The organism is Francisella-like endosymbiont (assembly GCF_003069505.1).
Classification (GTDB): Bacteria; Pseudomonadota; Gammaproteobacteria; order Francisellales; family Francisellaceae; genus Francisella.
This window is the reverse complement of record NZ_QAPC01000001.1, coordinates 311,697-323,844: the sequence shown is the minus strand read 5'-3', so window position 1 is coordinate 323,844 and position 12,148 is coordinate 311,697. Positions and strand designations below refer to the sequence as shown.

Here is a 12,148-nt window from a genome sequence, read left to right as displayed (position 1 = left end):
TATATGTTGTGCTTGGCTTTTTTTCTTGTTTTTGTACGATTAAATCTGGGGTGCATGCGACTTTAGCTGGTTTTACTACCATACTGTGTACACCTTTTAGAGAGGGTGATAAAGATTTTCCAGCTGATTTTAGGAGGTTTAACTTCATCCTTGGATTATCATTTTATACTGCCAGTTTTTGCCTTTGCTAATGCTGGTATAACTTTTGTTGGGATAAATTTTTCTATACTGTTTAAACCTATTACGCTAGGTATTATTTTGGGCTTATTTGTCGGTAAACAGCTTAGTATTTTTTCAATATTAGCAATTTTTAAGAAATTAAAATTGTTTAAACTTGGCGAATCTTTATCAAATTTACAGCTATATGGTATAAGCTTGTTGTGTGGTATAGGCTTTACCATGAGTTGTTTATAGGAGTTTTTGCCTTTAATGATAATTATTTACTAAATGCTATAAAAATAGGTGTAATTGTAGGTTCAGTTCTTTAAGGGTTTTTGGGTTATATAATTTTGAGATTTATTGAAACAGATCCTAACTAATATGATTTTATCTAATAATTTTAATATATAATAAAACTATGCTAAGCCAGCGCTAAGTGTTTAGATGTTTGCAGTAAACTCAAAAGATAATAAATCTAGAAAATTCTGCTTGATGAGTTGGAATTCCTATAAGATAGATTATAAAGATTCTGAGGCTTTTAGTGCATATATCAGACATGTATATTTTAACTATAATGTTGATATTTTTTGCTTGCAAGAAGCCGTTCATCACCATGATAGTAAGTTTCCTATAGATAAATTTTATGTAAATTTTGCTTCAAATATTATATTACGTTCACATAACTATGGTGTGGCAACTGCTAGTCATTATCCAGTGTTAAAGAATATCAAAATACTTACAACTCATCGTGAGTCAGTTATAAATACACACAAAGCTTCTTTGATAACACATCTAGGTATCAACAATACTAAATTAATCGTTGTAAATATCCATGCGATAAACTTTAAAAGTAATAAAGTTTATGAGTATGAGTTTGAGAAAATAAAAGAATTTATCGCTCCAGATAAATACAAATATCCAATTATAATTGCCGGAGATTTTAATACTTGGAATAGAAAACGAGTTAAGCTAATAAAAGATTTTTGTCGAGAATTCTGTTTTAAAGTGACATTTATAGATGAACCTCAGTTGGTTAAATCTTTCCAAAATAACCACTTAGACTTTGTTTTGTATCGAGGGTTAAATCTTGAAAAAGCTGCGGTGCTAGATTGTAAAAAAATATCTGACCATAATCCAATTATTGCTGAATTTTGTATCAAATAAGAATTTTAGCCACCAAAAGATTTTGTTTTATCATTAATGATGTCATAGCACAAATCTGTTAATTCAGCGACAGAATAGTTTTTAGGATCTATAGGCTTTTCAAAAGACATTCTAGCAATACCAGGTTTAATAAAATCACCTTTTTTACGCCCAAAATAAAAGCCAAAATTATGTGCCACAGGTATAATTGGTATACTTGTAACCGTTGCTAATTTCATTGCAGAACGATGAAATTTTGGATATTCACCTACAGAGACTCTAGTTCCCTCAGGAAATATTACGATACTAAGATTTTTATTTAACACTCTATCTTTACCATCTTCGAGTACTTTTTTAATTGCTGAAATCCCTTTAGATCTATCTATTCCTATTGCTTTAGCAAAAATATTAGCCTTCCCAAAGATTGGTTTCTCAAGAAGTTCTTGTTTCATGACAAAACAACAATTGCGCACTACACCATAAAAAATAAAAGTCTCAAGCATAGATTGGTGTTTAGAAACATAGATACACGGATAGTTAGGAATATTTTCTTTACCATCTATTTTTACATATATTTGCAACAGGATAAGTACGCCTAAACGGTATAAGCAAGACCATATCCAGCAGACAAATAGTCTAACCTTTAAAGAAGCACCTAAAACTCCCACTATATTCATTAAAATACAGCATAGCAGTAGCACAATATATGCATATATTTTAAAAACTTGCATTCTTGCTACTAGTAGTAGATGAACTATCTTTTTCATCTGTTTACCTCTTTTAACCGTTAAACTCTTTAGTTTTCTCAGTTATGACTTTATGACAATAGCTTGTTAGAGTTTTTGAGTCAAAATCTCTAGGATCTATTCTCTTACCGAAATCCATCCTAGCTATACCAGGTTTTATAACTTGTCCCCATTTTTTTGGAAAGAATCTACCAAAATTATGCGCAACAGGAATAATATATACATTAGCATCTGCTGCTAATTTCATTGCTGAACGCTTAAATTCTGGGTATTCACCAACATTAACTCGTGTTCCTTCAGGGAAAATAACCACATTTATACCATCAGCCAAACTCTGTTTTCCATCTGTGACAACTTTTTTTAATGATTCTCTTGGTTTATCTCTATCTATGGCAATACTACCTAAGTTTTTCATAGCAGAACCAAAAATCGGAGTTTCAAAAAGCTCTTGCTTCATGATAAAATGACATTTGCCAAGCAATCCATAAAACATAAAAGTTTCAAGCATAGATTGGTGTTTAGAAACATAGATACACGGGTAATCTTTATCTATATTTACACGACCTGTTATACGAATGAAGACTTGTAAAAAGACTAACATACCTATCCAATAAAGATAAGTCCATACATAGCAAACAGCCATTCTCCATGCTAAAGGTAGTTTAAAAAATGCAAAAATATTTATGAGGATACTACAGCCACCAATTACTGCAAAAGAGTAAAGTTGAAATGCTGTTATCCTTGCCCACATTAAAATATTCCAAATCTTTTTAAGAAAAAGTTTCATTAAAAGTTCTCCATAAAATTTTATTTAAAAATAGTTACAAACTACTACACCCTCGAACTAAGGCTTAATTTACCTACAATTATTATACACTTTTGTTTACAACAGTTACAAGATCATGTATTTATGGACACAGAATTTAAGTATTGGAAACTTATACAAAGAAATCGCACACTTCAAAAAGATTATAATTTGATAAAGTATAAAGATAAAGAATTTTATCTTTCAGATAGACGTGCGACTAATGGAGAGTTAAGGTCTGACAATATAGTAAATTATATTCAAAATAATTCTCAAAAAACAATGAAGGATGTTGCTTCAGATCCAACTAACTTTATTGATTTTGTATTTAGAAGTAAATTATCACTTTTTGATTTGCACTATGCTCGCGCTGAGGAAAGTGATACTGCAGAGAAGTTTAGTCAAATAATGATAAAAATTCTTGATGATTATTAGAAGTTTTCACATTTTATTCAAGAATAAACAATCACAATTAAATAACAGAAATAAAAATAGGGAAAACATATAAGTAGTCTCAATTAAATTGATGATTTCTTTATATTTAGATCTAAAAAGATACAAACTGTTACATATCAGAAATATTTCAGGCAATTTCAGTTATTAATATTTTTATATCGAAAATAAAGTATAAGGGAGTTTAAGCGATTTATAATGGAAGTAAAAATTAATTAATAAATATAACTATTCCAAAAACATACAACTAATATTTAAAGGAGACTTAGCCATGGAATTTAAACTTATTTCTGAAGAAGTTTTGAAGTTAGCTTTCTTAAAAGGAATTGATAATTTTATTGAACTTTATAACTTACAATCAAATAAAAACTTTGTAAGTAAAACTCTAGGGAATTTAGCAATGAATGTTAAAAAATCAAGGGGTTCATACAAATTATATAGCAAGTTCTGAAGTCGAACAAGCTAATCGTATTAAGACAATTTTAAATAGAGATGATAAACTTAATACTTTTTTTACTAATTTAAAAATTTAATACAGCTAGCGAAAGAAAATTCTAAAAAATGTTTTATTACTAGTCATTACTTATTTATAACCTTAGTTGTTTTTCATTATGCTTCAGTAATAGATAATGTCCAAAACGCTCAAAATACTCAAAGTATTTATAATGATTACTTTGATATGAAAAGAGAAGGTTGGAACTGCATTATCTAACCTTAATACATCACTGCTAGCAGATACTCACGGTATTCATAATTTAAATGAACATGTTTCAAATATAGAAAAATTATGGGCATTCTTATGTAGAGATCAATTAACAATTAAAAGTCAAGTTAAGAGTTTTTTAGATAACGAAATATTTGGCAAGTATAGTAATTAGGTTAGGCTTTAAAAGCACAAGCAGATAAAGAAAAAAACATGTAACAACAGTAATAATATAGGTACAGATACTAAAGATAAAATAGAAAGTGCTTTTAAAACTTCTAAAGATACTACTAAGATGAGTACTCTTATTGATCAGTCTAATAAATATACAGACGTAATAGCAGAGAACATATTCATCAACTTTTGAGTGAAGTAAGTTCAGGCTCCTCTTAGCTATTTAAAAGCGGCTTTACCACCAGCATTTATTGGTTCATTAGCGACAAATCTCGGTTTTAAGCTGATACAACTTAGTATACAGTCTAATGGTTATAGTGTTATAAATAGAAATGGTATAATTGAGCATATTAGAACCTATTTATTAAAAATTTATTAAAAGATTATATTGAAATGATCTCAATATTTATAAAAAATCACTATAATTGGGTTTTTACCCAAACAAATAAGTATAATATTGAAAGAGTCTGTAATATTGTTATTGATACAGCTGGGTTTTTGATACTAGTTATGCTCAAGCAATAGAGCTTTTACCAAATAAGAATTAAAATAGTAGCTTATAACAATTTTATCAGCAGATAACTCAAATGCTAGAAGTTAAATTTAATGATGTTGATAGTTTGTACTAAGATTAAAAGAAATTAACTCATCAACAGATTTAAAATCCACAATGTCAACTATTCAGAAAAATGTTCTAGAAGTAAAAGATTTATTTTTGTCTGAAAATAGATTTAAGTGGGTTAGTAACTTTTATAAATAATATTAACGATTATAATAAATTTCTCGATAAATATATTGATCTGTTAAATAAAGCAAAGTCCGATCCACAAATGCTTATAGAACTTTACCATAATAGTAATTATTCTTTTCAAGCAGATATGAATGAGTTTTTAAAAGCTGTTAAATCAACTCCAGAATTTGATCAGCTGTCCTAGCTTGTGAGCAAGTAACAACAAAATTACTTGAGCAATATGTTCAAAACTATTGGGATAAAAACTTAGAACCAACATATAATAAAATATTTGACTCTTTCTCATTTAAAGAAAACTCTAACGATGAGATAAGTGTTGATGCCTTAACAAATATGATTGGTAAGTAAAGTTCATTTTGGGAGTCTTATGTAAAGATTGCCATACTAATTAAAGAACTATAATAGTGATAAATGGCTTACTGATAAGCAGTTCAAGGAATACTAAAAGATACAAGAGTTAGTACAACTTCTTTGGTATACTAACGGTAAATCAAAACCAATAAAGTTTACTTTAACTACCTCAGCTTTTACCAAGTTATGATCATTTTGAAACATCTTGGTAATCCTTTAAGGATAAAAATAGTATCTTTGATATTGGTGTTAGTGGTGTTAAGCAAACTTTTGAAGTCCAGTGGTGGCTAGATAAAGTTTCATCAACTGCTCTAGTTAGTAACAATAAAAATCTCGTAGCAGAACAAGCAAAAGAAGGTAGTTGGTCTTTTTGGAAGTTATTAAAATCAGCAGCTCATAATGGTAATACTTTTACTTGGAGTTTTTAATAATGACAATACAAAGGTTTCTTTTGATATTGATTATCCAATTGGCTTAACAAATAGTATTTAGTAAGGTATTTTATGAATGGATTCTCTCAGAATAATAATATTACTGTAAAAGAGATCATGAGTGCCCTTAATCAGTTACAGACACAACTAGAAAAAAATTTTAGAAATTATACAAGATGTCTGTATTCATCTAAAGTAAAGAGTCATTTTCCTCATATGTTAACTCGTACATTTCAGGGGGTGTTATATCAAGATATCAGATTGCTATTTAGAAGATGATAGTAATTACATTGATCTAGAACAGCAAGTTAGGGTTGATATACTAAAACAAAAGCAAATTTTATATTTATCAATTTCGACACGGATATTACCATTTGAAGTAGTTAATGTTGAAACACAAGTTCAAGGAGTACAACTAACTTTTGCAGCTAAATCAGAATATTTTAGTTTACAAGATCATATTTTTAGTTTTTGGTTACATTCTGATTATATGTGATTATATATCTATAGAGCAACTTATTAATATCTTTAGAAAGTTAAATAAAAGCGACAAATTCTCTTTAGCAATCGAGTTAGCTGATGGTTCAGTAACTCAAAAGACGGTAGATATTAGCTATGGCTATGACTATGACTATGTTCCAACACTCTAACCGATAGATTTCGTCAGAACTTAGCTGATTCTAGATTACAATTTAGGATTAACATAAACTTACATAAACATTTTTCACAGAAAATTAAGTCTATAAAACTACTAATCCATAGGTTCTTTATCAAAGAGCTATATTAGGAACAATTAAATGCTTTATTTTTTATAATAGGATTTCTTCTTGGAAATAGAAAAGTCAATAGGCACTAATAATAAATTTGTGAAGCTAAATAAGCTTACAAACTTTGATAAATTTAGAAAAACTCTTAAAGGTATATCTTCAAGATAGCTCAAATCAAGGCAGGTCAAGTTATAATAGTATCATGATTTTTAAGCTATTGGTTACAGTTAAACTAGAACAGCTATTTAACTATTCAATTAGTCAATTCACAAGATTGTGATTTAACAATATAATTAAGAGATGAGTTAGATATATTTTTTTAAATCAAAATTTTTTTCCCTTGATAGTAGATTTTTTGGAATGACATTTCCAAATCCAGAAAAATAGCCATAACAATATTATTTTTATAATCAATATATTAGGAAGTTGTCCTTAATTAATTTTTAATTATTCTCCAACCTATTTCCAATTATGTTTTTTTGAAATTTTTCCAATAATAGAAAAAGATGCATATATAGCATAATTAACAGGTGAGACGAAAAGTATTTAAGTAAAAAATATTCTTCATTCAGTAAATATAGATATGGTTTACAGTCTTTAATTAAAACTTGATATTTATTCAACAGCCTTTTAAATAAAAAATCTTAATTATGCTAATGGTTCAATGACAAAATCAAATACTTCTAATATATAAGCACTACTAATAATAATAGTTGTACAAATAGATAAGGTGACTTTCTTATATGTGTTAATTAATCTTAAGATAGCATTTTTTCTCATTTGTATTGGTTGATAATGTCAACCAAAATCAAAATTAGCAAATGACTTTTGATAATTGTGCCAATTTTTAATAATCTGGGGCATTAATTGCATATGATCACCTGTAATAGGTATAAAACTAAAGTTTTTACTGTATTTACTCAGGTTATTATCTTTTATTTTATATCCTGGATTATCCATAGCCCTGAAAAAACATATTTCAGTATGTTTTAACCTTCCAGTAGGAGTACTTTGCCCTAGTTTAAATTCAGTATCTTTAGCTGATAAGACTCTATTAATATGTTTTTGATCGAAATTAGCTACTATTTTTTTTATGACTTCATCTATAATTTTACCACCTTTATTAGGATCAAACTGAGGATGATGTTCAAATACCCGGCCTGTAGAAAAATGAGAATTTAAAATAATAGCCTTAATATTTCTAAATTCTTGTCTTTCTAATTGATAAGACATTTCTATAGCTATTACGCCACCTAAAGACCAGCCAAACATATATACGGTTTCATTTTTAGATAGATTTAACTGATTTATATAAAAACTAGATAGTTTTGATAGATTATCAATTTTGTCTTCATTATAAATATTATAGTTATCTATACCAATACAGTTATAATCATTAGAAAGCCTATCAATAAAATCTTGATATATTTCACAACCACTAAAAGCAGGGTGAATAAATATCATTTTAGGCTTATAGAAATATTATTAGAATAATATTTAATTAATTGGAATTCATTATTAGATACATTATTCAATAATGATTGTATTGTTTTATATCTAAATATATCAACTATAGATATTTCAGTATCAAATATCTGCGTCATTTATATGCTGCTTGAATAGATAAAGTAGAATTGCCACCGATATTAAAGAAATTATCAGTGACATCTACTTTATCTATCTTTAGAACCTCTTGCCATATTTGACACATTTTTTGTTGTAATTCAGTAGTAGGAGCTAGATATTGTTGCTTAATATTAGAAATATTGAAATTAGGTAAAGCTATTCTATCTAATTTACCATTAATAGTTAGATGGAATGATTCTAATCTCATATAAAAACTAGGGATCATATATTCAGGTAGTTTTTGAGCAAAATGATTTTTAATTACAGATTCATCTATTTCTGTATTAGCTACATAGTAGGCTACTAGTGTTTCATTTTTAACTAAAACGCAGCTTTGTTTAATATTATTAATTGCCGAGATGACATTTTCAATCTCTCCAAGTTCAATCCTAAAGCCTCTTAATTTAACTTGAAAATCATTTCTACCAATATATTCAATCTCTCCGTTAGCTAACCATTTACAGATATCACCAGTTTTATATAAACGTGTATAGCCTTTAGCAATATCATTTCATACTAATGCTGATATTTTTTTGCGGGAGAAATATATAAATGAAAGCACCAAAAATGGAAATTTTTTCACTCAAAGGAAAATAATTAAAAACGACAACAATGATATTGAAAGAATCATCGTAATATCAATTGATGCTAATCAATTTAAAGATACTAATATGTATAACTATCTTATGGTTGAGAATTTAGACATTACATTTCAACAAATAATCAATGCTATAGATGCAAGCATATGTTGGAAAAATACCAAAGGTGAATATATAGGTATGAATCGATCTAATACAGAATTATTAAAGATTAGTAATATTAAAGATGTCTTTTATAAAACTGAACTTGAGCTTTTTAATAATAAAGATTTATTGGGAAAAATATATGGTTTAATGATTTGTAAGTTATTCAAAATGCAACTACTATTGAGTATGAAGAAAATTACCCAACAAAGAATAATGATATTGGAACTTATTTATCTAAAAAAACTTGTTTAAGAGATAAAAAAGGTAATGTAATTGGGCTAGTGGGGATATCAGTTGATATTACTAAGCAGAAAAAACTGCAATCTGAACTAGAAAAAAAGATATTGAATTAGAAAAAACAAAAAAATATAGAGTTGAGACAAAATGAATTTATATTTTACTCTATTAAAGTTTTAGAAATTAATTTATATATAGATATCAATAAGATGGTAATATATGTGGTATTAATGATTTAATTGTTTTCTTAATTAGTTTTGTTTTAGTACTAAATACAATAGTATTTGATCCTCAATCGATCAATATATAAAACTAAATCATCTAAGTCTATATCAATAATAACTTTTTCCATTTTTATATTTATTCAAACATTAAGTATATTATAATTATATGGGATAATAAAAAATGATTTTATTTTAGTAATTGGTTATTTACTCGCGCTTATAATTTGTTCTTAAGTATTAATATTAGCATTTAAATATGGAAGTAAAAGTGTAAATATAATAGTTTAGATTCTTAAAATTACATATATTCTAAAATAAAAAATCAATTCATATTTACTTATTAGTTTATCTAACCCAACAACTGTCATATATATTATAGTTATATATCCTAACAAAACACAAAATTAGCTCATTAGAATTTATTATATCCATAATCACATCAGTAGTATATTAGTAATAGATAATAGTTTGACAGTGGTTTGAGTTTATATTTATATAGGTGTTTGATTATAGTATTGAAAATATAAGCTTCAATCTTGAGACTCTAAAATAAGAGATTAACAAATGAATGAAGAAAAGATTTAATAATATATCAGCTTTAAAATGGTGCTTTAAAATTAAAAGTTGATTTCGAGAGTGAAATTATTTAGGCTAGTCAAAAAGATATAGCTAGTATTTTTGAAGTTGAAAGAAGTGTGGTTATAAGTATATAGAAATATATATTTAGATAATGAGACGGATAAAAACTCAAAATGTGCAAAAATTGCACAAGTCCAGAAAGAAGGTTCTAGAACGGCAAAACAAATATCGAAATATATAACCTTGGTATAGTTTAGCAGTTGGCTAGATGACAAAGTCATCTAAAGCTATTTACTTTAGAAAAGTGGGCAACACAAACTTTAAAACAGCACATAGCACAAGGTTATACAATTAATCAGTCAATAGTTGAAAAGATCCTAATCTTTTAAGTATCAAGTTCGCTATAAATTCATTCTTAGCTAGACTTTAAATTGTCAGCTTTTTTTGATCTGTTAAATTTTTTAACGCTGATATAAGTAATATATGGCTCAAAGTATTTCTTTAGGTCTTATAGTGTTGGTAAATATATAAGGAATTAATTATGAATAAGCAATTATATGGAGTTATAGCAATTTCAAGAAATGAAAAAAGATTGCCTATTAATCTAGAGCTTTTATTAAAAATACCTAGAGATATTAGAAATAAGCTTATATTTGAGACTAGTTATGGAGAATCTTTTTGAGGTTTCTGATGAGAATTGCTAGTTTAACAGCAGAAGTATTTTCACTCCAAGAAATATTAGAGAATACCGGAAATGTAATATTAATAGCTCCAACAACCAAAGATTTAGCTGAAATTAAATAAGGTAGTACAATTTGAAGTTGGACAGATTGTGTCAAAAACAAAGAAATAACACAGCTAGCTATTGATAAAAAATTAACGCTTATTTTTTTGAAGCAACGATTTCTTTTAATAAAAATAAAAACATAAATTAACAGATTTTTTGTCAAACTAATAAGTTAGCAGGTTATTGTGCTGTTTTACACGCTCTTTTAATTAAAAGATATTGATAAGAGATATGGTGATCAAAAGAAAATATTAATCATAGGTTTTGGATGGGTAAATCATTGAGCTATATATGTTTTACAGGTTATGGGATATAAAGATATAACTATATGCACACGTCGTAGTATTTGGGATATTATCAAATGCAATCAAAGTCTGTAAGTATATTATAGCGCCAAAAAATATATCTTATAGTAAGAGATTTATTGAATTACTTAATAAAAAGATCTTTCAAAATTAAACCCTAAATGTTTAATTATAAATATTAGCTGTAATGAAGTAATAGGATTCTTTTTTGCTAGACCAACTACATTTGATAATCCTATGTTTAAATTAGGTACCATAGATTATTATGGAGTTAATCACGCTTCAAACTACCTTTGGACAGCGCTACTTGGTCTATATCTAAGGTAATAAATGATTATACCTAATATTACTTTAACTAAAGAGAATAAAATTAAGGCTATGCCACAGATATAAACAAGTGTTTGATTAAGAATAAAAAGATAATTTTATTCCAAAACAGAGAAAAAGAGTATTCTTATAATTATAAATATTTATAAGAATAAATTAGATTTAATATTAATATAGCGGCTATTTTGCCTTTATTTTCTTCAGTTTCGATGCCTACTTTTTCACCTTCGCGTAAAGAGCTTAAACCAGCACTTTCTACCTCATTAATATGAACAAATACATCTTTACCACCATCTTGAGGTTGTATAAATCGGAATCCTTTAGTTGTATTAAAAAATTTAACAAATACCTTGTTTCATTATTTTATTTTCTTTTGTTTGTTGTTTTATATAAGTTAAATTACATTGGTCTTAGTTTTAAAATTTAATGATTTAATTATAAAGGAATAGAATATTGGAAATAAATTTCTGATATATTTAGTCTTGTAGTAGTCAAATAAAAGTTACAATATAAATAATTATTACTAATGATATAGTAAGAAAGCATTATTTGAAAGCTTTTTAGTGAAAATTAGGTATTTTAGTTAAATCAAAATCATTTTCATATTTATCTATATTTTTTATATATAATCATAAATCTTGAAAATCTAAACAACTTTCTATCATTGATGATTCTTTATCATCATTATAATCGTTGTCTGTCATATGATTAATTAGATTAATGAACTGCTCCATGATTTCCGTATTTAATATGCTCATCTCTGCTGCTTGGGTAAATACTTATTTTTTTGATTTTTTTATTTTCTTAACTAATCTAGCTATATCATCAAAAATA

15 protein-coding genes are annotated in these 12,148 nt (G+C 26.9%); 10 read left to right on the top strand and 5 right to left on the bottom strand.

The window, feature by feature from the left end; translation table 11 throughout:
* The first annotated feature begins 8 nt into the window (after positions 1-8).
* From C9379_RS01830 to C9379_RS01820, 3 genes are all read left to right on the top strand, one after another.
* Positions 9-191 (top strand): hypothetical protein, encoded by a 183-nt coding sequence (locus tag C9379_RS01830; RefSeq protein ID WP_318263289.1) that lies wholly within the window; start codon positions 9-11, stop codon positions 189-191.
* Complete coding sequence (locus tag C9379_RS01825; RefSeq protein WP_318263288.1) at positions 106-414, top strand: Na+/H+ antiporter NhaA; 309 nt, start codon at positions 106-108, stop codon at positions 412-414. Before C9379_RS01830 ends, C9379_RS01825 begins: the two co-directional genes overlap by 86 nt.
* A 189-nt stretch (positions 415-603) precedes the next feature.
* Positions 604-1,323 (top strand): endonuclease/exonuclease/phosphatase family protein, encoded by a 720-nt coding sequence (locus C9379_RS01820; RefSeq protein WP_143384733.1) that lies wholly within the window; start codon positions 604-606, stop codon positions 1,321-1,323.
* 5 nt (positions 1,324-1,328) lie between these two features.
* Here the strand turns inward: C9379_RS01820 and C9379_RS01815 are convergent, their stop codons facing one another.
* Together C9379_RS01815 and C9379_RS01810 are read right to left on the bottom strand one after the other, a co-directional pair.
* Positions 1,329-2,069, bottom strand: coding sequence for a lysophospholipid acyltransferase family protein (locus C9379_RS01815; protein WP_143384732.1), 741 nt, complete (start codon positions 2,067-2,069; stop codon positions 1,329-1,331).
* Between the two features lie 13 nt (positions 2,070-2,082).
* Positions 2,083-2,835: a lysophospholipid acyltransferase family protein gene (locus tag C9379_RS01810; RefSeq protein WP_143384731.1), complete on the bottom strand. Its 753-nt coding sequence runs from the start codon at positions 2,833-2,835 to the stop codon at positions 2,083-2,085.
* A gap of 123 nt (positions 2,836-2,958) precedes the next feature.
* On the opposite strand from C9379_RS01810, the gene C9379_RS01805 reads away from it, so the two are divergent.
* The 4 genes from C9379_RS01805 (at position 2,959) to C9379_RS01795 (ending at position 6,366) form a co-directional block, all read left to right on the top strand.
* The gene (locus C9379_RS01805; RefSeq protein ID WP_143384730.1) at positions 2,959-3,288 is read left to right on the top strand and encodes a hypothetical protein; all 330 of its coding nucleotides are present in this window, start codon (positions 2,959-2,961) and stop codon (positions 3,286-3,288) included.
* Positions 3,289-3,577: 289 nt separating this feature from the next.
* Positions 3,578-3,757 (top strand): hypothetical protein, encoded by a 180-nt coding sequence (locus tag C9379_RS01800; protein WP_143384729.1) that lies wholly within the window; start codon positions 3,578-3,580, stop codon positions 3,755-3,757.
* Positions 3,758-5,963: 2,206 nt separating this feature from the next.
* On the top strand, positions 5,964-6,212 hold the full coding sequence (gene iglH / locus C9379_RS08685) for a type VI secretion system baseplate subunit TssF/IglH (RefSeq protein WP_425536915.1): 249 nt from the start codon (positions 5,964-5,966) through the stop codon (positions 6,210-6,212).
* Entirely contained in the window at positions 6,139-6,366 is a 228-nt protein-coding gene (locus C9379_RS01795) for a hypothetical protein (RefSeq protein ID WP_143384728.1), read from the top strand. The genes iglH and C9379_RS01795 overlap by 74 nt, the downstream gene beginning before the upstream one ends.
* 915 nt (positions 6,367-7,281) lie before the next feature.
* Here the strand turns inward: C9379_RS01795 and C9379_RS01790 are convergent.
* The gene (locus C9379_RS01790; RefSeq protein WP_343377499.1) at positions 7,282-7,947 is read right to left on the bottom strand and encodes a thioesterase domain-containing protein; all 666 of its coding nucleotides are present in this window, start codon (positions 7,945-7,947) and stop codon (positions 7,282-7,284) included.
* A 136-nt stretch (positions 7,948-8,083) separates the two neighbouring features.
* On the bottom strand, positions 8,084-8,482 hold the full coding sequence (locus C9379_RS01785) for an AMP-binding enzyme (RefSeq protein WP_343377526.1): 399 nt from the start codon (positions 8,480-8,482) through the stop codon (positions 8,084-8,086).
* A 298-nt stretch (positions 8,483-8,780) separates the two neighbouring features.
* Between C9379_RS01785 and C9379_RS01780 the strand changes: the two genes are divergently transcribed.
* The 3 genes from C9379_RS01780 to C9379_RS01775 all read left to right on the top strand — a co-directional run bounded on the left by C9379_RS01780 (position 8,781) and on the right by C9379_RS01775 (position 10,577).
* On the top strand, positions 8,781-9,107 hold the full coding sequence (locus tag C9379_RS01780; RefSeq protein WP_343377498.1) for a hypothetical protein: 327 nt from the start codon (positions 8,781-8,783) through the stop codon (positions 9,105-9,107).
* On the top strand, positions 9,017-9,208 hold the full coding sequence (locus C9379_RS08680) for a PAS domain-containing protein (RefSeq protein ID WP_143385189.1): 192 nt from the start codon (positions 9,017-9,019) through the stop codon (positions 9,206-9,208). Before C9379_RS01780 ends, C9379_RS08680 begins: the two co-directional genes overlap by 91 nt.
* Positions 9,209-10,436: 1,228 nt before the next feature.
* Positions 10,437-10,577, top strand: a complete 141-nt coding sequence (locus C9379_RS01775; RefSeq protein ID WP_318263358.1) for a hypothetical protein — start codon at positions 10,437-10,439, stop codon at positions 10,575-10,577.
* Positions 10,578-11,447: 870 nt separating this feature from the next.
* Here C9379_RS01775 and C9379_RS01770 read toward each other — a convergent pair.
* Positions 11,448-11,621: a cold-shock protein gene (locus C9379_RS01770; RefSeq protein ID WP_143385190.1), complete on the bottom strand. Its 174-nt coding sequence runs from the start codon at positions 11,619-11,621 to the stop codon at positions 11,448-11,450.
* Between the last annotated feature and the right edge of the window lie 527 nt (positions 11,622-12,148).

Excerpts from the sequence above, each read along its gene's own strand:
- C9379_RS01775 (WP_318263358.1), top strand. The coding sequence starts at position 10,437 with ATGAATAAGCAATTATATGGAGTTATAGCAATTTCAAGAAATGAAAAA.
- C9379_RS01810 (WP_143384731.1), bottom strand. The coding sequence starts at position 2,835 with ATGAAACTTTTTCTTAAAAAGATTTGGAATATTTTAATGTGGGCAAGG.
- C9379_RS01805 (WP_143384730.1), top strand. The coding sequence starts at position 2,959 with ATGGACACAGAATTTAAGTATTGGAAACTTATACAAAGAAATCGCACA.
- C9379_RS01780 (WP_343377498.1), top strand. The coding sequence starts at position 8,781 with ATGTATAACTATCTTATGGTTGAGAATTTAGACATTACATTTCAACAA.
- C9379_RS01820 (WP_143384733.1), top strand. The coding sequence starts at position 604 with ATGTTTGCAGTAAACTCAAAAGATAATAAATCTAGAAAATTCTGCTTG.
- C9379_RS01790 (WP_343377499.1), bottom strand. The coding sequence starts at position 7,947 with ATGATATTTATTCACCCTGCTTTTAGTGGTTGTGAAATATATCAAGAT.
- C9379_RS01800 (WP_143384729.1), top strand. The coding sequence starts at position 3,578 with ATGGAATTTAAACTTATTTCTGAAGAAGTTTTGAAGTTAGCTTTCTTA.
- C9379_RS01815 (WP_143384732.1), bottom strand. The coding sequence starts at position 2,069 with ATGAAAAAGATAGTTCATCTACTACTAGTAGCAAGAATGCAAGTTTTT.